Origin of the sequence: Ginsengibacter hankyongi (assembly GCF_008710285.1) — a bacterium.
GTDB lineage: Bacteria > Bacteroidota > Bacteroidia > Chitinophagales > Chitinophagaceae > Ginsengibacter > Ginsengibacter hankyongi.
The window spans coordinates 127,067-149,255 of record NZ_VYQF01000008.1 but is presented as its reverse complement, the minus strand read 5'-3'; the positions used below and the strand labels follow the sequence as shown (position 1 = coordinate 149,255).

Here is a 22,189-nt window from a genome sequence, read left to right as displayed (position 1 = left end):
AATTATTTAACAGCTTCGATAAAAAGCGAGTCAGGTTTACGAACTATATTTTGACTGCCATCGATATTATAATCAGCCCAGTTATCAATGTAGCTTGTGAAAGCATCACGGATTTTTATATTCTTTCCTCCCTTACTTAGCAATAAATTGCTGATGGAATACCGGTCATACATCCATTGATGTACTTCGCCACCCAATCTAAATTTACCCAATCTCAATGCAGTTTCATCAATTTCCAATTTCTTTATCAGGTATTTGTTTATTTTATCTTTTAATCTTGCACGTATACTTTGTGACTTGCCTTTTTTTACGTTTCCGGGTTCCTCTATAGCTTGCATCTTTTTAGAAGCTATGAATTGTGTCCTTATAGACTTTCCTTCTTCTCCAATCCTGTTGAAAACGAAGTCCTCATTTATTATCACATCCTGGTAAAGGTATTTACCCATGTTTCCGCCGGATTGACTTCTCGTAAATTGGTCATACATCTCGATTATCATCCATTCGTGATTTGCCTTACATACTTCATCTGTGGAATTAGTAAGTGCTTCATTTAGGCTTTTTAAATAATCTGCTGCGATTCTTTCTAAATCCGGCACTACCACTCTTATGGTCCCTCCCGGCTTTAAAACCCTTAAACATTCTGTTATCATTTTTTCCCCGTCATCTTTCGAAAAATGTTCCAGCACATGTGAATGATACACCAGGTCAAAACTTCTATCTTCAAATGGAATTCCCTTTAAAAGGTTATAGGCAATTACGGATTCTCCTGTCTTGTGAAAATCAATATTTGTCCATTCCTTCTCTGCTGAATAATGCACTCCACAACCGAGGTTAAGATATTTCATTTTTTCAGGTGTCAATTTTGTGAAGTATCATTCCTTCCCAATACCCCCTAATGCCTTTATCTAATTGAACCGGATTGGTAAAGCCACTATCAAATTTTGCGATACTGCGATATTTACCGGTAAATGCCCGAACAAACTTTTCTCCAAAAAACCATGCAGGATAGCTTGCCTTATAAATTTCTTCAGGAACATTTTGTACCGATAAGATGTCTCTTTCCGAATCTACAAATGCAGTGCGATCAATAATAATATAGGGGATTTTTAACGCAACAAATTTTGCAATCCATTCATACGGCCTTTCCAGGTATTGCAGTACACTACTTAATAATAAAACGTTGGGCTTATGCTTCAAGATACATTCATCAACCGTGTAGTAAAATTTCAATTCTTCATTTTCAAAGTACTGCTTGCCACAATCAACAAAATTACTTTGCTCAACTATGCACCATTGCAGGTGATCGAGGGCCTGCAGGAAATCTTTATTTTGATAGTAGGTAGAACCCAGGCTACCACCAAAATCCATGACACATAGCTTTCCATTGCTTTCGAGTGCGGCTCTTTGCAGCCCGGCGAGTAGCCCCCAGCTATATTCAATTTCATCAAACAGTACGCTATCCCGTTCGTAAACTGCTTCGCCATTTTTTACTTTTAATAAAGCTGTTTTACATTTTTCTAAAATAGTTACACCATCGTATCCTGTTGAACGAGCCTTGGCATCTGACCACGTTTCGTAATTTCCAGACCAAATTTGGGGTTCAATTTTATGTTGGACTTGTATTCTTATTTCAGGCTTCTTAAAAGCTGATACTACAATTGGAGGCACCCACCCGTTAATAATATTTTTAATTTTTCCCCTCAATTTAACTTGATTCAAGACAGGTGCTTTTTCAAATAACTTGAAAGTTGCAAAATAAAATTATCGTAATTATAATCCCTGATCGTTCGCTGTTGCGCCATTTTCCCTATAGCGATAGCTTCATCCTGGTGATTGCTAAAATAATTAACCTTCTCTATCGCCTCGTCAATTGAGTCATAAGTTTCAATTTCCTTTCCCGGAACAAAAAGTTGGGGCAGATTTTTACCATTGTCGTTCAAGATCATCGATGCTACACCTGTTGCTTCAAACATTCGCATATTGCCAACAAAGCCTTTTAATAGAGATTCATGTATATTAAAAGTTATCAAAGACCTCTGGAGGACCTTATACATTTCCAAACCCCAAACCTCGCCTCTATACGCATCCATTATAGGGTCAGAATAAGGCACAATTAAATTACGATAATATCTTAGCGTGTATTTTTTATAATCTTTTTTCGAATATCCATAGCCCCATAATTGAATGCAGGTTTCATCTGCCAGCTTTTCTAAAGCCCGTTTCCTGTTAACATGAACATCACTTAAGCCTCCAACAAAAGAGAATGAAATATCTTTTGGCTCGGAAGAGTTTAGCAATTCAGCTATCCTGGTATCAAAAGCCGGTAGCATGTACTCCGACTTTATTCCTTGCATTCTGAATTTCTCAACAAAATCAGGCGTCGAGGAAATGATTAGGTCAATACAAGCAATATCCAAACTGCTGTTTACAGGACTTGATATCCACGACACGACGGACCTGCAAAATGTTTTAACCTCTTTGATAAAATGACCGAAATAACTAAAGACACTTTCTAGGTAAAACACATCTGGTCGAAAAGCTTTAACCTGGGCAAATGCAATTTCTTTTGCCCAGTTAGCTTCGGAATAATTCACATTATTCTCTTCCGCCCATTTTTTTTGCAAAGGTTCACAATTATCAATGATAAGAAAACACTGGTTTTGGTGTTTAGTGGCATAGTGGTAAAGTGCACCTGTATCAGCAAAGTATTCATTTAATAACAGTGCCAGTATTTCTTGATAGGAAAGTCTGGACAGGCCAGTATGCTTGTCATAAAATGATTTTAAGAAGGGGTGATAGTATGTAGTTAAGAAAACTATGCGCATTCCTGAACAAATTACAAAGCTTACTTAAAGCCAAGTTTTCACTATCGCGAATAAATCAGTCTGGTTACCTAATTCACCGGAAATCGCTATGCTTCCTTCAGGAGCATGACGTTCTATATATATTTTCCAACTTTCCGGGCTCCAAAAATTTATATGTCCATCATAATTATCTATTCTTCCATTTGGAACGGACAAAATACACACTCCTCCAGGCTTCAAACCTTCGAGTAGATTTAGCAGCGCGGAATCCGGATTAGTTAAATGCTCCAATACTTCTGTACAAATGACGATATCGAATTTCTCATTTAATTTTTCATAGATATTTGCCTTTTTAAACACAGCTGTTGGCAATGTCTTTTTGGCTATTAGAAGGGCCGCTTCTGAAAAGTCAATGCCCGAATAATTGGATTCAGGAAAATTCTCACTTAAAAAGGAAAGTAAATGGCCTGTGCCACAGCCAACATCAACGATAGATTTTCTATAAAACGTAACATCATTTTGTTGGGCAGTTGCGATAACTGATCTATAAAATTCAAGGCGAGAGGGAACAAGATATTGTTCAATGATTTTGGCATCTGAAAAAAAATCGTTCATTCGATTTTCGGTATTGTGCTCAATTGGCGAATTAATTTCAAAGACTTTGTATTCATCAATACTTGTTTTGCTCGTTTCTCTATGTGTGATTGGACGTTGTTCGTTATCTTCAATTTTGACATGTTTAGGTACTCTGCGTAGTTCTAAACCGAAAATGGAAAATATTCTTTTGATAGTCTTTTTCATCAAAGGTGGTTTAGATAATATTCCATCGATTTTCAATGAGCAAACTTCTATGAGAGATTGGTATGATTTTACCTGTGCCATAAAAATCACCGTTTTCGACATTAAAACTAATCGCTTCCTGAACCCAATCTTCCATTACTCCGTCTTGACTCACAATTATGTTCAGTAAATAATTTCCAGCAACAATGGGCAACTTTTTTAATTCGCAAATAAAAGAGCCATTAGAATTAATTTTTGCAAATGAGCCTGAAGAGAATTCATTTCCTACCATCGTATATAGAAGTCCATCATCACCGTAAATCGCTGCAGCAACGGTTATATTCGACAAAATTGCGTTTTTACCGCTCTCATAATCAAGTTTTATTTTCACATATTGCCCGGTAATCAAGTCTATTTGTGGTTGGTCATCCTCGTTCAAAAATTCTATATTGACAAACTTTATATTTCCTCTTCCCTGCCTGTCATTTCTTGCATTTAATTCGATTATTGAATTTTTCTGCGCTGAAAACAAATATTCTTTTATAGCATTTTGAACATCTCCTACGGGTGAGTCAATTCTTCCATTTTTTAGAACGACTGCTTTGCTGCACAGGGTTTGTATTGAAGCCATATTATGGCTCACAAATAAGACAGTTCTGCCATCCTTTGTACTAACGTCTTTCATTTTTCCCAATGCTTTCTTTTGAAAGTCAGCATCACCAACTGCCAGCACTTCATCCACGATCATAATATCCGGGTCCAGGTGTGCAGCTACGCCAAAGGCTAAACGCACATACATGCCCGAGGAATATCTTTTTACAGGGGTGTCAATATATTTTTCAACCCCTGCAAAATCTATGATCTCATCTAATTTGCTTTTAATTTCGGCCTTGGTCATACCCATAATGGCCCCGTTCAAAAAGATATTTTCACGCCCCGATAACTCCCCATGAAAGCCCGTACCTACTTCCAACAGGCTTGCAATACGGCCTTTCATTTTTACAGAACCAATAGTAGGCCCCGTGGTACGTGATAATATTTTTAATAAGGTAGATTTTCCCGCGCCGTTCCTGCCAATTATTCCAAGAACTTCGCCTTGCCGTACTTCAAAGTTTATATCCCGTAATGCCCACACATACTTACTGTTGCTTTTAACCGTGCGGTCATTTTCCTCCCCTATTTTTAAAAACGGGTCTTCCTTGCCCATCATCTTATACCGCCAGCGCTTAATATCATCTTTCATAGCGCCGGTACCTACTTCGCCCAGCCGGTATTGTTTGGAAAGGTTTTCTACTTTTATTACGGTGTTACCCATTGTAATAATTGATAATTGATAGTTGATAATTCATAATATTAAGATGCGGGAATTATTAAACATTGTCCATGAAATTCTTTTCCGTTCGGTTGAATAAAATAATGCCGCCGAGCATTAATACTATCATCCATGCGAAACTGTACATAAGCGATGATAAAGAAAATTCTCCCACGCCAAAAAAAGCATATTTAAAAGCCTCCGTTGGCGCTACCAGCGGGTTAAAGGCCAGGTAGGGTTTTAGCCGGGCATTCACCGTGGTAAAAGAATAGATGACCGGTGTTGCATACATCAGCAATTGCATAATGAAGCCTACGAATATATTTATGTCGCGGTATTTGGTAGTGATGGAAGAAACCATAATACCAAATCCAAAACCAATTCCGGCATACAGCAGCAATGATACAGGAATAAGCAATAATCCTGTACCTACATGGGGGTGAAATCCTTTTGAGAATATGAAATAAAAATATACCAGGATGAACAAGGACATCTGTATGCCCAATTTTATAAGGCTCGAAATAATGCTGGCCAGCGGCATGATAAGTCGCGGAAAATACACTTTGCCAAAGATGCCGGCGTTAGCCGTAAATGCTGAGGAGGAACTTGAGAAACAACCGCTGAAAAAATTCCATGCGGTAATGCCCAGGTTATAAAACAAAAACATGGGTACCCCATCTGTCGGGAGGTTTGCAATCTTGCCGAATACCAGCATGTAAGTAACCGTGCCAAAGATGGGGGTTATAAAATGCCACAGCGGCCCCATAATGGTCTGCTTATAAGTGCCCACATAAGTGCGCCTCACCCACAGCCACAAAAGGTCACGGTACTTCCATAGCTCCTTAAGCTTCAGGTCGAGCCACGGCGTTTTTGGTACTATAACAAGGTCCCAGTGTTCTTCGTTTTGTTTCAATTATAATTTTTAAACGGAAATTTGGTAATAATTTTTATTTGCTGTTTTAGCGGCTTTATCTCCCACTTGTAGACCCATCTGCCACCCGCAATATTATATCACCATTCCGCCTTGCAGTTTCCCAGACATCCTGGTAAATCCTTCCCCTGCTTTCACCCCCAATTCACGCCCACGAAAATCTTCCATCGCCGCATGGCCGCATGCATAAATGCTGGGAGGGTCCTGGCTTACATGGCAGTATACCGCCTTTTTCTTTTGTTCCTGTGTACCGGTAATGTCCACATAATCGGTTGGATGAAAAATAAGGCTTTGCTCACCGGTGCATACTTCAAAAAAATAAAGGGCAAATTGTTGAGGCTCCCTGAGCCATGTTTGTATCGTTAACAGGCTGGCTACCTGGTGGTCTTTGTGCGCATCCAGTGGCCAGTGTGTAAATACAATGTCGGGTTTTTCGTTCATAATGAGTTGCCGCATTTTTGTTACCCACTCATTGTTGCAAACGGTGTCACCATCAATTTGTCCCGCAAAGACGGGCTTTGCATCCAACACCTTACAGGCGTTGATGGCTTCCTGCCGGCGGATAGAAGCCGCTTCATCGTGGCTTTTACCGGGGATGCCTGCTTCGCCGGTGGTTAAATAAATAATGGTTACCTCATGGCCTGCGTTTCGCAGTTTTGCCAATGTGCCGCCGCACCCGCTTTCCGGATCGTCAGGATGGCCGCCTATACAAACTATTTTTTTATTGGCATCGCCAGGGTTGTTCCTTTTCTCCAACACTAATGAAGGAAGTGTAACCAGGCCCAGGCCGAGGGCACCGGTGTTCTTCATAAAGTCGCGGCGGGTGTGGGAGGAGGACATTTCTTTTTTTATATACCACTAAGGATATTTATACCACAAAGGCACGAAGGGCACGAAGAGGAATGTATTCCCGGGATGCTTTCTGGTTATTGGATAATCCTCAATTGAAGTTCTTCAACTTTTTTAAATCCTTTATCAGCGGTTATCAATATAGCGTTATTAATAATTGCAGATGCTGCTATGATTGCATCGGGTAGTTTCAACTTATAAGTATTCCTGATTTCTATAATTTTATTTTTAAGAGTAATATTTGAAGCCACTAAATCCACCACCTTGACCATGGAAACAAAAGCATCAAATAATTCCATATCCTGTAAAGACAAGTTTGAAAAAGATTTGAACTCTAATTCATTAATAACTGAAATAAAAATGTCATCAGCGTTATTCGTTGCTTCTATCACTCCCGCATTTTCATTTAACAGAGCAATAATTGAATTAGTATCGAGCAGTAACCTTATTGCCATTCAGATCTGATTTTTTTTTGTTCAGCTAAGGCATCTCCCTTCCACTCCAATTTTCCATACAGATGGGAAAAATCGTATTTCTTTTTTGCTTTTCTTCCTTCAATATTATTGAGCGGTTTTTCTTCTTTTTCCTGTATAACTAATACTATATCTACGTTTTTGTCAATTAGCGTAGTGGGAACATCTATAACCAGGTGCCCGTTTTTTTTGGTTTTTTGTTTTAAATTTATAGTGATCATACTTCAATTAATTTAATTCAATTCAGGTAATCTGCAAAATTAATAAGATAAAGTCAGGTTGAAGGTTATAAAAGATAACGTTTTTTGTGGTTTAGTTAAAAAAGCTGGCTGCTATCCCTGCCGGTTTCCAACGCATAATATTGATGGGTTTGCTTTGCAGTTCATCTTTATAATAACGGATTGACATGCCTACCAATGCCAGGCATTGAGGTGATGTAGCATTCGCAAAAACAATTTCGCGGCCAGGCATCATCTCATCCCTATAAGGTATAGTAAAATTGATAGCGGTGGATTGCTGCCGGCCAGGCGCTTTTACATCAACGGTTGCGGCAATGCATTGTACCACGAGCTGGCAGGTGCCTGTGGGTGCCTTGATTGCACTAACAGGATTACATGCCGGCCATTGCAACAAAACTTCCCCCGAAGCGCCCCGGCTAAAAGTAATTTGAAACTGGACAATCTTTTGCAGGTCACAGTCGTCATTAAAAGCAAGCCCCTCAAAGTCAGGGATGCCATCCGCCGGTTCTGTATTATCCAATGGATTTTCCTTTAGCCATTTCCGGAAGGCGCCATCCACCTTGTAAATAACAGAGCGGTCACCATCCTTCGGCATCAGGGGTCGCAACAGGTATCTCACCACAGCGGAGCTTTTTACTGCAAGGCCAAAATCTTTAGCCGCCTTTTTTGTGGGTTTTGTCTGCCTTACTTTAGCAGGCACCGTACGTATACAATGGATACCTTTCCATTGGTAGTAGATAATGTTCTCTACCGTACCCCTGAGTTTAATATTTGTTTGTATTCCCATAGTTTTCCAGCTGTCTGGGAGCTGTTTCCTTCGCCCCAAGTACGTCATTGACGGAGTTGGGGCGAAGAAGGTATAGAGAAGATAGCCTGCAAACCATTTTTAGGTTACAATTCATTGGTTCATTTTTATCAACGAATGGACGGGCTGGTTTATTCTTTTGCGTTGGAATTTCACACAAAAGAGAGCACCCATTACAACTTTTGGATATAACAATGCCCTTCGACAGGCTCCCTTCGACAGGCTCTAGGCGACAAAGGTCTGCAGCTTACAGTTGAAAATCATGACCGGTTAACATAATCATTATGTGCTGCAATGATTGTTGACTTTATTTTCTCCCATTTAACCGGGATCATCATATAAGGCATTTCGTCAGCTTCAGCATCTTCAAAATAAACCAGGCTTTTTAGTACCATAAATAAGGAGCTATCGTGATATTTGCTTAAATGAAATTGCAGCATTTCAGAAAGTGTAAATTGTTGCAATAAAAACCAAAGGTCAACAAAATCCTTTTTAGTGCCCCTCCCGGTAATAGCTGACAGCTTCATGGCAGCTATATCATTAAACCCTGCAAGCCGGAGCCCATCTTCCTGTATACAATCACTTAACCAGGGATAGGTAAAATTTACAATATCCACTTTAATTCCATTCACCAGGTAAATGTGAATGTTTTTACTGTCTTTTAACTGGGTCACAGTTCCTAGGGTGGAAAGTGCCTTATTTATCTCCAGTACATCTGCATCAATGTCACCAAACAAATCCAGGTCAATAGATCTTCGATGGCCTAATTGCAACGCCAGTGAAGTTCCACCCGCCAAACGCAAACTCCTGAACAAATTAATGGCCAGTAATTGTTTTAAAAGTTCCAGTGTTTCGGAGTCAACTGATTGGTAGTGTAACATCGAAAATTTTCTTTAGGGATTCCGGAAAGAACGGAAATAAATGCCAGGCTTTTAGGATCCAGTTCCCTGAAACCTGTTGTTTCATTAGCGATTGTTTCCAGGCTGTATTGTTTCTTGAGTAATAGCCAGTCTTCCCATAGTCCGTATTCGAGTACCCGTTTTATAATGTAAGTTTTGCTGCGATCTGCATCCAGGTTTACGGGGTCAACATCCCAAAACAAATGGGGGGAGAATTGGGAAATAAAGCCAGGATTACTTTCCATTTTTAGATGTTAACGATTTAAATTTCCCTTCGACAGGCTTGCTTCGCCGGGATCAGAATAAACACCTCGATAGGGTTTTCTGTCCCCCTCTCCTTCAGGAGAGGGGTTAGGGGTGAGGCTTAGTATTCCTTCCAGTTTCCACTTATAAGCTTCATAACTGAAATGATCTGTTAATACCTTACGGGAAGGGGTAAACGAAGTTTTGTCCTCCATAATATTGGCTATGGCATCCTTAATGTCTTCTACACTATCAGGATCCACTAACTGGCCTAATTGTCCGTTGAGTAAAGCATCCACCGAGCCATCTATATTGCCGGCTATTACAGGAAGCCCATAATACATCGCTTCGATAAATACAATACCGAAACCTTCTTTACGGCTCGGCATTACATAGATATCACTCATGGCAAAATGCGCTTTGAGCTCTTCTTCCGGTATAAACCCGGGCATCACTACCCTGTTTTCCATTCCCGCCTTTTTTACCAGGTCTTCTACAAATGCTTTCTCACGGCTGTCGTAGCGGCCGGCAATAAAATATTTAATACCGGGATAGCGGGCCTGCATAGTTGCTATTGCTTCGATCACTTTATCGTAGCCTTTATACCGCTCCCGTGAAGCCAGCCTCGTTAATGACATCAGGATGGTATCCGATTCGCTGAAGCCATATTTACGCAACAGTTCCTTATCTTTTTTACGCCCGGAGGGCAGTGGTAAAAAAGGATCCAGGCAATTATTAAGCACTGCAATTTTGCTGCGCGGAATGCCATGGACCGTACTGATCTGCTCCCTGGTGTAGTTACTAACCGCTATAACCTTGTCGCATGTACGCAGCATTCTTTTTTTGTAGGGATTAAGCGGGTACCAGATTTCTATTCCGTGCGCCAGCAGGATTATTGTAGTACCGGGTGACAGCTTTTTAATGAGCCATCCAACGGGCAGCAGGTTAATGTGGCTCAATATTACCTGGTCGTATTTAAACCCTGAGTGTACCGTTTCCTTTATGAACCTCAGTTTATTGATGCCAAATCCCCTGAAGTTTTCAGCCGGGAAATAAGGGTTATCGAAGGCATCCTCCTGTTTGTCGTACATGCTGCAAATCTTTACCAAACCATTGTTCTCCAGGCTTTCCTCGTATAATGCTTTCCCCATGATGCGGCACACTTTTTCAATACCGCCGGTGGCGGAGAAAGTGCGCAGGGTGAGGAAGAGGATTTTCAAGTTAATGGTGAATGGTGAATCGTGAATGGTGAATCGTGAATCGTGAATCGTGAATTGATAACAGTGAATGGCGAATTGATAATGGGCCGGCGACCATTGACCATTGACGATTGACGATTGACTAACTTACTCCCCGCGTTTGCAGGATGATCAATGACATTAAGTGAATCCAGTGGAGCTTTCCTTCTTTGAAGTCTTTATAATTGTTACGGGCGGCGGCATTGCCGCTTTCCATGGTATCTTTTACAAAGGCACTTTTATGCAGCCATTGGGTGAAGGGAAGGCTGAACCCCATCTTTTGCCGGTTCCAGACCACTTCAGGCAATTTGTTTTTAAAGGCGTCTATCAGCAATTGCTTGGGGATACGCCCACTATATTTTACTGCGGGGGTAACCGACAAGGCGGTTTTAATTACCTCCTCGTCCAGGAAAGGCACCCTTATTTCCACCCCATGCGCCATGCTCATTACATCTGCATCCCGCAATAACTGGTTCTGCATGTACATGTTCAGCTCCATCCAGCTTGCCTGGTTCTTGGGCAGCAACCGGGATAAGGATGGAAGTGCAGGATGTTCCTCCAATATCGACCATACCTGTTTCTCTGTGGCACCCAATTGCCGGGCTATTTGGCGTGGAATATACTGGCCCCGTAAAAAAAGGTATTTCCCTTTTATACCTTCAAGCGACAGGTACGTGAGGCGGTTCATTCTTTTATCGGCGTTTTGTTTAGCCTGAAGTAATACACGTGAGGGTATGCGCTGAAGACGGCCTGCGATCGATATTCTGTTGAAAGAAGGATAGCCGCCGAACAATTCATCGCCGCCTATGCCTGAAAGAACTGCTTTTAATCCCTGCTGCTTTGCATATTTACTGATAAACCAGGTGTTGATGCCATCGCAACTGGGCATATCCATGTCCTGTAATATTGCCGGGAAACATGCATTGAATTCCGTTTCTGTTAGTAAATGCTGGTAATGCTTACAATGTATTTGGTCAATGATGCTGTCCTGGTATTTTTTTTCGGAAAACTGTTCTTCTTTAAAATAGAGGGACAAAGTTTTTAAATGCCGGTGCTGGAAACCAGACGCAAGGGTTGTTATAATACCTGAATCGATTCCCCCGCTTAAGAAAACACCGATAGGTGCATCAGACAATAAATGCCTGCCAACGGCATTATGCAGTGCATTTTTGATAGCAAGCCTTGCGGCTGAAACATCGGTGATACTATTGCTATAACTATAATGCGTAAACGACTGGTAGCTGGAAACACCGGTAGAAAGGTTGTATTTATAAAAACATCCCTTGTGCAGAGGTTTTACCCCCAGCAAAGTAGTTACCGGCTCCGGCACGTGGCCGTAAGCGAGTTGGAATACCGGCCAGTGCTGGTTTTCACTTTTATTGCCTGACGCAGCAAATGCCCTCATTTCGGATGCAAATTCTATGGAAGTATCACTCACTGAATAATACAATGGTTTAATACCTGAAGGGTCGCGAACCAGGTAAAGGTCTTTTTCAATGGTATCGTACAACGCGAAGGCAAACATCCCCTTGAGGCGTGCGAAGCCCTGGGTGTTCCACCTGGCAAATGCTGCCAGTATCACTTCTGTATCGCACTGGGTGTGAAAGATCATTCCTGCCTGCATCAATTCTTTTTTAAGCTCCGGAAAATTATAGATTTCGCCGTTGAAAGAAATGATATAGCGGTCCCCGTATACCATTGGCTGGTGACCGGCCGGTGAAAGATCGAGCAATGCGAGGCGGCGGTGCCCAAGTACGAGGTTGCTTTCCGGACAGCTATAGACGCCGGCATCATCGGGCCCCCCATGTTGCTGGAGGTTACACATCTGCGTTACCATTGCTTCCAAAGATGGTAACGACAGTGATTTGTTAGCTATTCCGGCGATGCGACACAAAATAATTGAAAATTGATAATGGATAATTGATAATTCAAAGACCGTTTATTTACGAGTTAGTCACCGCATTCGCGCTGAATTGACTTTGACGGTACACCGCCAAGAACATGGTAGCATTTTTTCGCGTATCCATTTACGTTATACAACGGTCGAGTAATTGCCCGAGGGTATTTTTGTAAACAGGGTAGCTGAACTTTTCCAGCACCAGCTTACGGTCTGGCATAAATGCTTTTATATTGCCAATTACTTTTTGGATGGCATTGGTCACCTCTTCCTGGCTTTGAAAATCAACCTGTATGCCCAGGCTGGTGCTCTCCGGGCTCACCGTAACGTCATTGCTGCGTTCGGCAATCACGGGCTTGTTATAATATAAGGCCTCAATGAGGGAGATGCCGAAACCTTCCTTTTCACCCGGCACAATAAATGCGTCCGCCATATTGTAATAATCCCCTATAACACTGTCGGGCACGAAGCCGGTAAAGGTTACATCATATTCAATCCCGAGGGCATACACAAGCCTGTCCAACTGTTTTTTTTCATCATCGTCATATTTGCCTACAAATACATATTTCAAATGTGGATAGGTATTATGCAGCTTCTTGATGGCCACCATCACTTTTTCATATCCCTTCATTTTCTCCTTTAAAGAAAGGCGGCTGATGGTCATGAGCACTATATCATTTTCGGCCAGGCCATAACTGCTCCTGAAATCGTTTCGTCTTTTGCTGTTGGTAAATTCAGGCAGAAACGGATCAAAGCAATGGTTGAGCACTGCAAATTTTTCAGCGGGTATATCCAATAATTCACTTATTCTTTCTTTCGTGTAATTGCTTACCACAAGAATGTTATCCATTTGCCTGAGCATTTTTTGCTTATAGGATGACAGCGTTTCCCAGGCTTCTATTCCATGCGTAAAAAGTAGCAGTTTCGTGTTGGGCGACAATAATTTAATAAGATAACCGGGCAATAGCATGCGGATGCTGCATAGCACCACCACATTGCTTTTCATACCGTCCCGTACACCTTTCGAAATGAAAGACAACCCTGAACTCTTAAAGCCCCTGTACACCGTTGACGGCAGGTAAGGCTGTGTGTTGATGCCTGGTGGATCTTTGCGGGCGTACATATTGAACTGGCCGCGGGATGCTATGGCATATTCGTACATGGTTCTCCCGGCTATACGGCAAACCTTTTCTATGCCGCCGGAAGCGGAGAAGGTTTTTTCGGCAAGGAAGAGGATTTTCAAGTAAGTGGTTGTGTTGGGTACGTATTAAATGGCAGGAGCCTCATTTGATTTCATCAGGCCGGGTGATCGCCGCACCCATTGCTCTACGAAGGGCTCAGGGAAAACCGTTAATTGGTTAGCCAATCAATTCCAGGTTCTTTTTATCGAAATGGGCGCTGAGCTGGATATCGAGGCTGTCTATTTTAACCACGGCCCGGTTGCCAAATACTTCTATAACCATGCCCTCGTAATTCATCAATATGCCTTGTGTAATGCGCACGGGCGTGTTTGGCACAAGCGTCTTTTTTTCTACTTCCACATTGCTGAATTCGTTTAAAAACTTTTTAATAGTGAGTATCTCTTCTTCCTTGATTTGTGCAGGGCGGCCCAGCCAGAATACAAAGTTTAAAATGCCGGGAATCTTTCTAAGCTCCCATTTATTTTCAATGCGGGGCTTTACAAAAACATATCCTTTAAATATAGGTTCCAGGACCACTTTCTTCCGGTCGCTCCACTGGCGGGTAACTTTGTTAAGCGGGCAATAATGTTCAATTCCTTTTTCCTGCAGGTGTTCCGCCACCTTTTTCTCCCATCTTGGCTTGGTATATACCGCGTACCACGCATAGGTTTCGTCTATAGCTTTTTTAACTTGTTCCATTTGAATCATCTCTTTAACCAACGATTGTATGTAATTGTTCATGTGCCCCTGCAAAACCCGTACCCTTCTTGGCAAAGCTTCGCTATTCCTCAGTTACATTCCTGGTAGCCGAAGTAAAAATCGCTTTTTTATACAGGTAACTATTTATTTCTTTTAAAAAATGCTTTGAATATTGAGCGGATACCTATTCTCTCTTCCAGGTAATAGCCTCCTCCATATTCGCCACCATAACCATAACCATAGCCATACCCGTAACCATAGCCATTGCCGTAACCGCCAAACCCGTACCCGTAAATCTGGAACCCCCGTGGTTTTAAGCCATTAAAGACAATACACATATTTTTATATTTCTTTTGCTTATGCAGCGCATCGATCATCGAGAGAAAGTTACGGGGAGTAATGCCATGCCTTATTACAAATAAATTAATGTCGGCAAATTCCTGCAGCAACTGTGCATCAGTAACCGGGGAAACCGGTGCCGTGTCCATGATGACAAAGTCAAACCTTTTCTTCAATTCAGTCATTAACTCCCTGAATTTTTCGCTTTGTATAAGCTCTGTTGGATTGGGCGGTATGGGGCCGGCAGACACAACAAACAAACCGGGTATTTCCGTTGTTTTAACGATCTCGTCAAGGGGCGCTTTATTTACCAGGTAACTGGAGATGCCGGGCGTTCTCTTTACATTCAAAACCCTGCTTAATTTTGGTTTTCGGAGGTCCATCTCCATTATGGCAACCTTTTTACCGGTAAGGGTGAGGCTTATTGCAAGATTAATGGCCACAAAGCTTTTGCCTTCACCGGAAATGCTCGAAGTAATCATCAGGGTATTGTGTTGTTCATTAAGCCCCATGAAGTTCAGGTTGGTTCTTACCGAACGGAACTGTTCCGCGATGACGGTACGTTTTCCATCGAGAATCACGATAGGATCCTTATCTTTTACTTGCAGCAGTTCCCCCATAATGGGCACTTTAATTTTATCTTCGATTTCTGACCGGAACAACACGTTTCGACTGAACATTTCTTTAAGCAGCACCAGGAATGCGCCTGCCAACAGCCCGATAACAAGACCGGCCATATAAAAATTATTGGCCACAGGCCTGATGGGGCCGTAAGAGCCGGGGGCCTCAACTACCCGCAGGTCCGCCGATGTGGACGCCGAAGAGATCGCTGTTTCTTCCCGTTTTTGCAGCAGGAAAGTATAGATATCATTTTTTATGGATTGCTGGCGGCTGATATCCAGGAACGCTCTTTCCTTTTCGGGAACTGCCTTCAGTAAGCTGTTATTTTCGGCTAACTTGTCACTAACCTGCTTTTTCATCATTTCCAGGTTCGTTCTTATATTGGCCATATTTTCAAGAATATCATTCTTAATCTGCGTCACTTCCGTATTTGCCAACAGTAGTGCATCATTTTTTTCACCGGTAATATTTTGCAGGGATGCCGCTTTTGTTTCTGCGCCGTATAGTTTACTTAAGAGATCTGAAAGGGTAGGATCAGATAATAACAACAGCGAAGGTACTGTACCGGTCTTTTTTCCCTTTGCCTTTACATAATCATTAAGATTATCCAAAGCGGCCAGTTTTAATTCGATTGCTGAATTCTGATCATCAAGACTTTTTACATTACTGAGATAATTGGTAGCCTGTGAACCCAGGTCAACAATCGAATTCCTTGATTTATAGGTGGCAATATTTTTTTCGACGCTGTCCAGTTGGGCGGTCACAAATGCAAGGCGGTCGTCAATAAAATGCATGGTTTTATCGGCGATCTGGTTCTTGTCGTCTATTGCATCGTAATTATAAATCTCGAATAATTTGGTAAGCACATCCATTGCCTTTTGAGGAACAGCATTTTCAAGCGTAACATTTAAAATGGTGGACGAATAAGAATACGGCGAAATTTTCAGGCCACCTATTAATCCGCCCGCAACAGCGCCCGGAGCAGAAAACCGCACGAAGTAATTTTTACCCTGAAGATGTTGGTTATAATCATTGTTCGGCCTTATGATAACCGGCACATTATTCAGGATCAACGTATCGTTAAACGGGACTGAACGGTTATCAATCAGAACCAGCCGTTTTGCCCAGTTAACTGAAAAAAAATAGGTACCCCACAGGTTAAAATTTTCCCTATTAGCAGCAGTGAACCAGACAGGAGAATTTTCTTTGTATAACTCTTCTGTACGGACATTCCCTTTATTAAATACAGTTGCATATAAGTCAAGTTGCTTTACTACTTCCTGCATTACATCGGCAGATCTCAAGACGACGATTTCGTTGTCCACAATTTTCTTTTCACTAAAAATATTCAATGCATCCAGCACCTTGGAATCTCCGCCACCTTTCTGGGGGTCTTTGAGCAAAACCCTGGCTGATGCCACATAAATGGGTATCTGGGAGCGAAGATCAATAAAAGCAACGGCAAGGGCAACTGAAGTGGTTATGACAAATAATGGCCAGAAAGGTAAATATTTATAAATTACCTGTTTAAAGATATTAGTACTGCCTCGTTCCTTAAAAAATTCTTCTTCTTCCATTAGTCAATAACACTTTTGAATTACAACCGTGATAACAAAATAATAAGGGATATTCCCGTGGTGATATATGAAATTACCTGCGGAATTGTTAGCTGGGTTTTAATTTTAACGGGCTCAACATATACGATATCATTTGGCTGAAGGTAATAATAAGGAGAATAGAATATTGAATGATCTTTCAGGCTCAATCTTTTGAATTCTTTTGTTCCAGCGGTATCCCTTATAACCAGAACGTTATCTATCTTTCCTCCTGCTCCGATATCACCGGAGGAGGCGATCGCGTCCAGTATAGTCATATTACCCGGCAACGAAATAATCTGGGATTTTACAGCACCAAGCATGGTAACGTGCCGGTTTAAAAACCCCACAGAAACTACGGCATCCTTTAGCCAGGGGATGAGTTGGGTTTCCAATGTATCTTTTAACTGTTTTCTCGTTAATCCTTCCACATGTAAGGTACCTAATTTTACAAAATTAATATCCCCCTTTTCATCTACGAGGAAGCCATTTGTCCCGGCTTCAGAATTTTGAGGAGCATTGTAATAAGCAACATCCGGGCTAAGACTTGCCACAGTTATGCCAAGCAAGTCATTCTTCTGTATCTTAAGGTCATAATTCTCGGTGACGATATTGCGGAGAGTGGTATCTTTTTGCAGATCGTTAAAATAGATCCGGTTCTTGATGGTACTACTGCAGGAGGTAACAGAAAATAAAATAAGTAAAGAAAGCAGCCATTCTATGAGCCGTCCTTTGGGAATGGATAATGAATTTTCTGTTGACAGCACGATATATTTCTTCCTGTGGGAAAAAGTTTTCTTTGAATTTTGCATAATGGATACATTGGCAATAACGAATTGCCGGCACTTTTATTTGGCAGAAACAAATTTAGCCGAAAATATTCAATAAATACTTTCTATAAGAGGGCTGTTTTCCTTGCCTGCTTTATTTTCAGATTCAATTATCTGTTGCAAAGAGGGGTTGAAATTTACATTGTCTGAATCATGATTTACATGATTGAAGGATTAGTAGTCTGAACCCTGATTTGCATGATTAAAGGATTAAAGGATTAGCGGCTTCGTAAGATGTGGATTTCAATCATGGCCATCAGAGAAATCCTTTCATCATGGTTCACGATTTGTCTGAACCATGATTTGCATGATTAAATGATTATAGGATTACCACCTTCGTAAGATGTGCATTTCAATCATGATAAATCAGGAAAATCCTTTAATCATGGTTCAGAATTGTCTGAACCTTGATTTGCATGATTAAAGGATTATAGAATTACCGCTTTGTAGGTTGTGCATTTCAATCAGGGCAATCAGGAAAATCCTTTGATCATGGTTCCGATACTCATGGTTCATAAATTATAGCAATATTCACTTCCGTGTTGTCGGGCCGGATGATGTGCAGCAGGTAACGGCCGCTTGCAATCGATTTTTCCAATTGAATTGTCTCAATACTACCGCTGCTGTTTGTGCGCTGAACTATGGCGGATTGAATGACCTGCCCTGCGTTATCCACCACGCCAAGCTGGTACCTTCCTGCGGGCTGGCTATTGAACTGAAGGTGGATGATGCCATTATTTGAAGGATTGGAATATACAGTGATCCCATTGTTGCTATTGCCTGCCCATGCCTTTATGGTTTTGCTGTATTGCACTTCCCCCGCGCTGCCCGTGCTTTTTATACGGTAATAATTATACCCGGTTACCGGCTGTTCATCTGTCCATTTGTAATTGCTCACCGCGGTGTGCTGTGCCGTAATAACAGCGGCAGGTATAAACATAGTTCCACCGGGTGATCTTTCTACTTCATAATTTATAATACCTGTTTCATTTGCCACCTTCCATTCCACGGCGATGTTGTCATTTTCAGGGTAGGCTTTCACGTTAGTAAAGGTAACAGGGAGGGCTGCCCCTGCCGCATCAAAAACAATGCGGAAACGGCCAGGCGCCGCAGAGGCTGGATTATTATCTACTGCGAAATTTATGCGGGCTGTATCATTTAAGTTTAAAAGGGTACGTTTTGCAAGGTAGCAGTCTTCGAGGTAGGCATCCAGGCCCTTTGGGCTCAATTGAGCAGGAATAAATTCAAAATAGTATGGTTGTTGACGGAGGCCGGTAAGATGGAAGAAAATAGTATCCCCTGCCAGCAATGGATTCCTTCTCTCTACTACCAGGTGTATGTTTTCTCTTTTGATTGAAAGGTTTTCGGAAGCATTCATTATTTTTCTTGCATCCATTCCATCTACGGCATTGCTGTAGTTATTACCAAAGCTAATGAGTACTCCATCTGCAAGGAAAGTGCCATTTGCATTTATACTATGGAGATTAGCACGCAATTTTTGTAAAGGAACACCCACTGGGGTAAACGGAATGGCTGGAAGTGTGGCGGCAGTTTTTGCATTTTCGGTTATTCGAATAGATCCGCTGGTTCCGGATACAAAAAATGCCTGCCCGCTGGCAATATAATTATTGGTGGCTCCGTAGCTTCCCGTATTGGCAGGCACGGCGTCGTAATCGCCCGAGCCGTCCCACGATAAAGTGGTGAAGCCTCCAAAGCCATAGCCGCCGCCACGTTTAGGGTCCCAAACATAATAAGATATACTGTTGGAACGTGAGATATTACGCAGGTCAAGCGCAGAGGCGTAAGGATTGTTAACGGGAATAAACTGCCCGGGAATTAAGTTAACGGGTGGCTGGTCACCGGTAAAAAGTGCACCGGCTGTTCGTAAGGTGGTGCCGGTAACTGCTGACCCGAGTGTAGTAGCGCTTCTGTCCCCTCTTATAAAGGTCATAAAGCCTCCTTTCGCGGGGTCAAACGGGCTGTTCGTTGAGGTTATTCCTGAATAGGTATCGGTAACCGGGTTGTATGTTTTCACTGAAGGAGAAAAAGATAATGCATCGAAACCATCGGCAGCCCAGGAAGCCCTGTCGCTGGTAATTTGGATGCCATACCCCGTTTTAGGATCGGATGAAGAGGAGGTGGCCCCTTCCTGCCAGGCCTGTTTTATTGTTTGCGTGGAAGAGATGGTTGGAACTGACAAAAACCGCCACGCTCTCCTTGCGGGGATATAACGTTCCACCATAAATTTCGCAGCACCGGTGTAGGTAATTGTTCCGGTACCGATTTGTCCTACCCTTGCCGTTTTGATAGCATCAGAATGGAGCGTAATTACATCATTGGTGCTTATAGAAAGATTGGTGCCGTCAATTATTTTAATACTGTCAATAATGGTGCTACTACCTGAAGCGGACTTGGTGCCGCCCGTTAGTATAAGATTATTGTAAGTAAGGCCGGCAAATGTTTGATTGGTTCCGTTAAGCAACACTGTTCCGTTATTATGGTCAAATATGCTGGTTCCGGCTTTGGTTAAATTACCCTTGATAGTAAGGGTTCCGGTGGCCTTCTTAATCCCTGTGCCGGCTATAATAAGATTGCTGTATGTAAGCCCGTTAGCGTTTGTTATGGGCTGGTCTCCTGCCTTCATGTATTCAACGGTGCTGCCGGTTTTTAAATTGATCTTTGAGATGGAGGAACCAACAGAAGAATTATCATAAAGCGTTGCTGTATAACCATTGAAGCCCTGGTTATTCCCGCACCGGAAAATACCGCCACTTTCCACTGTAACGGTTTGCGTTCCGCCAACGCCGGTAATATTGTTGTCATTTATCAGGAAAACGCCACTGTTTTTAACGGTAAAGGTGCCATTCGCATTCAGTGTGATATTGCCATTAGAATTGCCCACCCCGGCCCCGGTTACTTCAATATTTTGATAAGATTTTGGACGGATCGTCTGGCCACTCGGGCCACTAAATTCGATTATGCCACCCGTTAGGTTGTAAGACCCATCCATCCCGGGTTGCGTTCCCCCGGTGCCTAATATTAGGCGGCCGCCGTCCATCTTAAAATCAGTGATTGCGGTGCCATCACCGATATTATGACCGGAAGCGTCAACAATCGCATCCCCGGTAATGTATAAGGCTCCCGAAGGGGTGAAAGAACTGGAAGGCGTTTTTGTACCACTTCCTGAAAAGGTGATATTTTTGAAATCACTCCTCACCGTAAAGGACTGGTCACCGACCCGGGCAAATTCTATAGTACACCCGGCATTAAGTATTGGATTGAAGCTTGAAGAAAGGGCGCCGTTGGTTCCGCAAAAATTATCTTTATCCCTGTTTAGGAATTTGCCGCTAACTACAACAGTTCCCCCGGAGTTGGTAACCTGGCTTTCTCCCCCGTTATCGTACGTTGCTCCATTTGCAATGGTGAAGGTCCCATTGAGGTTGATATTATGCGACCCATCCATAATAAGTGTGCGTGTACCCGATACTGTTATATTTCTCAAACTGATATTGGCGGATACCGGTAATACAACTGAACTGCCTGTTGTTCCGGTAATACTTATATCACTGGTTGTAGTTCCTGATATTGTTCCCGATGTGCTCAGCAGCGGACCGTTGATGATAAGTGTCCCGTTTGCTCCAATGCTTAAGTTGCCCGAAGTTAATGTTAAGGTGCCATCAATTGACAGGGCATTACCCGCAAGGCTTAATGTGCCCGCAGATTTGTTCACTTCCGTATTAAGAAAAGCCGAATAGGCGGATAGGTTAGTAAATGATTGACCCGTACTCCCGGAAAAAACAATTTTGGCACCGGCAGACCATATGCCAAAGCAGTTATGAGTAACAGAAGCCAGTAACATGTTTCCTTTTACATTCAGGATGGCGGTTGAAACGGAAAAAGCAATTTTACTCGAATTATCGCCATTTACGTCCAGGTCTTTACAGACAGCGTTGGCATTATCAACCGCGATCGTGTGGCCTGCCTGAACAAATACACTATTGGTAGTGCCGGGAACCTGGCCTATTGTTGCCGGAACCCAGGACGTGCCGTTGTGCCTGTTCCATGCAGTATAGTCGCTCCAGTTACCGGTTGCGTTTTTGGTTTGAAAATCACCAGCGGACTGGTTAAAACCATCGAAAGCAATGGCAGAATTCAATAAGAATAATAAGCACTTTAACTTTAAGGTGAAATTTTCCTTCATATAATTTAATTTAAAAGTTGTTACGCCAGGGCATACATCATTCATCTCCGGCAATAGAATATGCCGGAAGCAAGCTGCATGCGCTTATAATTCACAGGGGTATGAAAATAGCTGGGTGGCTATTAAAAAAATTCTATTAGAGGAGAATTGTCTATGCCAATTTATAAAAAAATTATAAAAAGTGCAAAGGGTTATTATATATATTTTTTTATTTGATATAAACAGCAGGCAAACTTTTATCGGGAAGGAAATT

The 22,189-nt window shown here is 42.1% G+C and carries 19 protein-coding genes; all 19 read right to left on the bottom strand.

The window, feature by feature from the left end; all coding sequences use genetic code 11:
• Positions 1–2: 2 nt before the first annotated feature.
• Positions 3–845 (bottom strand): class I SAM-dependent methyltransferase, encoded by an 843-nt coding sequence (locus FW778_RS19355; protein ID WP_150416507.1) that lies wholly within the window; start codon positions 843–845, stop codon positions 3–5.
• 4 nt (positions 846–849) lie between these two features.
• Positions 850–1,719 carry a TIGR04325 family methyltransferase gene (locus FW778_RS19350; protein WP_150416506.1) on the bottom strand — a complete coding sequence of 290 codons (870 nt, stop codon included), beginning with the start codon at positions 1,717–1,719 and terminating at the stop codon, positions 850–852.
• Complete coding sequence (locus FW778_RS19345; protein ID WP_150416505.1) at positions 1,716–2,825, bottom strand: glycosyltransferase family protein; 1,110 nt, start codon at positions 2,823–2,825, stop codon at positions 1,716–1,718. Before FW778_RS19345 ends, FW778_RS19350 begins: the two co-directional genes overlap by 4 nt.
• A 24-nt stretch (positions 2,826–2,849) precedes the next feature.
• Positions 2,850–3,605: a class I SAM-dependent methyltransferase gene (locus tag FW778_RS19340; protein ID WP_202552359.1), complete on the bottom strand. Its 756-nt coding sequence runs from the start codon at positions 3,603–3,605 to the stop codon at positions 2,850–2,852.
• 10 nt (positions 3,606–3,615) lie between these two features.
• Complete coding sequence (locus tag FW778_RS19335) at positions 3,616–4,899, bottom strand: ABC transporter ATP-binding protein (protein ID WP_150416503.1); 1,284 nt, start codon at positions 4,897–4,899, stop codon at positions 3,616–3,618.
• Between the two features lie 55 nt (positions 4,900–4,954).
• Positions 4,955–5,809, bottom strand: coding sequence for an ABC transporter permease (locus tag FW778_RS19330; protein WP_150416502.1), 855 nt, complete (start codon positions 5,807–5,809; stop codon positions 4,955–4,957).
• 93 nt (positions 5,810–5,902) lie between these two features.
• Positions 5,903–6,667, bottom strand: coding sequence for a PIG-L deacetylase family protein (locus FW778_RS19325; RefSeq protein WP_150416501.1), 765 nt, complete (start codon positions 6,665–6,667; stop codon positions 5,903–5,905).
• 86 nt (positions 6,668–6,753) lie between these two features.
• Positions 6,754–7,131 carry a PIN domain-containing protein gene (locus tag FW778_RS19320; RefSeq protein ID WP_150416500.1) on the bottom strand — a complete coding sequence of 126 codons (378 nt, stop codon included), beginning with the start codon at positions 7,129–7,131 and terminating at the stop codon, positions 6,754–6,756.
• A complete protein-coding gene (locus tag FW778_RS19315; RefSeq protein WP_150416499.1) occupies positions 7,122–7,370 on the bottom strand; it encodes a hypothetical protein in 249 nt (82 codons plus the stop codon). Before FW778_RS19315 ends, FW778_RS19320 begins: the two co-directional genes overlap by 10 nt.
• Before the next feature lie 91 nt (positions 7,371–7,461).
• Positions 7,462–8,175, bottom strand: coding sequence for a hypothetical protein (locus tag FW778_RS19310; RefSeq protein WP_150416498.1), 714 nt, complete (start codon positions 8,173–8,175; stop codon positions 7,462–7,464).
• Positions 8,176–8,453: 278 nt separating this feature from the next.
• A complete protein-coding gene (locus FW778_RS19305; protein ID WP_150416497.1) occupies positions 8,454–9,074 on the bottom strand; it encodes a nucleotidyl transferase AbiEii/AbiGii toxin family protein in 621 nt (206 codons plus the stop codon).
• Positions 9,029–9,337 carry a DUF6922 domain-containing protein gene (locus FW778_RS19300; protein ID WP_150416496.1) on the bottom strand — a complete coding sequence of 103 codons (309 nt, stop codon included), beginning with the start codon at positions 9,335–9,337 and terminating at the stop codon, positions 9,029–9,031. The genes FW778_RS19305 and FW778_RS19300 overlap by 46 nt, the downstream gene beginning before the upstream one ends.
• A gap of 9 nt (positions 9,338–9,346) precedes the next feature.
• Positions 9,347–10,555, bottom strand: coding sequence for a glycosyltransferase family 4 protein (locus FW778_RS19295; protein ID WP_150416495.1), 1,209 nt, complete (start codon positions 10,553–10,555; stop codon positions 9,347–9,349).
• A gap of 121 nt (positions 10,556–10,676) precedes the next feature.
• The gene (gene asnB, locus FW778_RS19290) at positions 10,677–12,467 is read right to left on the bottom strand and encodes an asparagine synthase (glutamine-hydrolyzing) (protein ID WP_202552358.1); all 1,791 of its coding nucleotides are present in this window, start codon (positions 12,465–12,467) and stop codon (positions 10,677–10,679) included.
• A 133-nt stretch (positions 12,468–12,600) separates the two neighbouring features.
• On the bottom strand, positions 12,601–13,713 hold the full coding sequence (locus FW778_RS19285; RefSeq protein WP_150416493.1) for a glycosyltransferase family 4 protein: 1,113 nt from the start codon (positions 13,711–13,713) through the stop codon (positions 12,601–12,603).
• A 115-nt stretch (positions 13,714–13,828) separates the two neighbouring features.
• Entirely contained in the window at positions 13,829–14,350 is a 522-nt protein-coding gene (gene nusG / locus FW778_RS19280; RefSeq protein ID WP_150416492.1) for a transcription termination/antitermination protein NusG, read from the bottom strand.
• 140 nt (positions 14,351–14,490) lie between these two features.
• The gene (locus FW778_RS19275) at positions 14,491–16,887 is read right to left on the bottom strand and encodes a GumC family protein (protein WP_150416491.1); all 2,397 of its coding nucleotides are present in this window, start codon (positions 16,885–16,887) and stop codon (positions 14,491–14,493) included.
• 20 nt (positions 16,888–16,907) lie between these two features.
• Positions 16,908–17,717, bottom strand: coding sequence for a polysaccharide biosynthesis/export family protein (locus FW778_RS19270; RefSeq protein WP_150416490.1), 810 nt, complete (start codon positions 17,715–17,717; stop codon positions 16,908–16,910).
• Between the two features lie 523 nt (positions 17,718–18,240).
• Complete coding sequence (locus tag FW778_RS19265; protein ID WP_150416489.1) at positions 18,241–21,936, bottom strand: beta strand repeat-containing protein; 3,696 nt, start codon at positions 21,934–21,936, stop codon at positions 18,241–18,243.
• Positions 21,937–22,189 lie beyond the last annotated feature (253 nt).

What these genes read in the sequence shown, in the direction of transcription:
- FW778_RS19305 (WP_150416497.1), bottom strand. Translation starts at nt 9,074, where the DNA reads ATGTTACACTACCAATCAGTTGACTCCGAAACACTGGAACTTTTAAAA.
- FW778_RS19310 (WP_150416498.1), bottom strand. Translation starts at nt 8,175, where the DNA reads ATGGGAATACAAACAAATATTAAACTCAGGGGTACGGTAGAGAACATT.
- FW778_RS19355 (WP_150416507.1), bottom strand. Translation starts at nt 845, where the DNA reads ATGAAATATCTTAACCTCGGTTGTGGAGTGCATTATTCAGCAGAGAAG.
- FW778_RS19320 (WP_150416500.1), bottom strand. Translation starts at nt 7,131, where the DNA reads ATGGCAATAAGGTTACTGCTCGATACTAATTCAATTATTGCTCTGTTA.
- FW778_RS19340 (WP_202552359.1), bottom strand. Translation starts at nt 3,605, where the DNA reads ATGAAAAAGACTATCAAAAGAATATTTTCCATTTTCGGTTTAGAACTA.
- FW778_RS19345 (WP_150416505.1), bottom strand. Translation starts at nt 2,825, where the DNA reads ATGCGCATAGTTTTCTTAACTACATACTATCACCCCTTCTTAAAATCA.
- nusG (WP_150416492.1), bottom strand. Translation starts at nt 14,350, where the DNA reads ATGGAACAAGTTAAAAAAGCTATAGACGAAACCTATGCGTGGTACGCG.
- FW778_RS19335 (WP_150416503.1), bottom strand. Translation starts at nt 4,899, where the DNA reads ATGGGTAACACCGTAATAAAAGTAGAAAACCTTTCCAAACAATACCGG.
- FW778_RS19315 (WP_150416499.1), bottom strand. Translation starts at nt 7,370, where the DNA reads ATGATCACTATAAATTTAAAACAAAAAACCAAAAAAAACGGGCACCTG.
- FW778_RS19270 (WP_150416490.1), bottom strand. Translation starts at nt 17,717, where the DNA reads ATGCAAAATTCAAAGAAAACTTTTTCCCACAGGAAGAAATATATCGTG.
- FW778_RS19300 (WP_150416496.1), bottom strand. Translation starts at nt 9,337, where the DNA reads ATGGAAAGTAATCCTGGCTTTATTTCCCAATTCTCCCCCCATTTGTTT.
- FW778_RS19265 (WP_150416489.1), bottom strand. Translation starts at nt 21,936, where the DNA reads ATGAAGGAAAATTTCACCTTAAAGTTAAAGTGCTTATTATTCTTATTG.
- FW778_RS19275 (WP_150416491.1), bottom strand. Translation starts at nt 16,887, where the DNA reads ATGGAAGAAGAAGAATTTTTTAAGGAACGAGGCAGTACTAATATCTTT.
- FW778_RS19325 (WP_150416501.1), bottom strand. Translation starts at nt 6,667, where the DNA reads ATGTCCTCCTCCCACACCCGCCGCGACTTTATGAAGAACACCGGTGCC.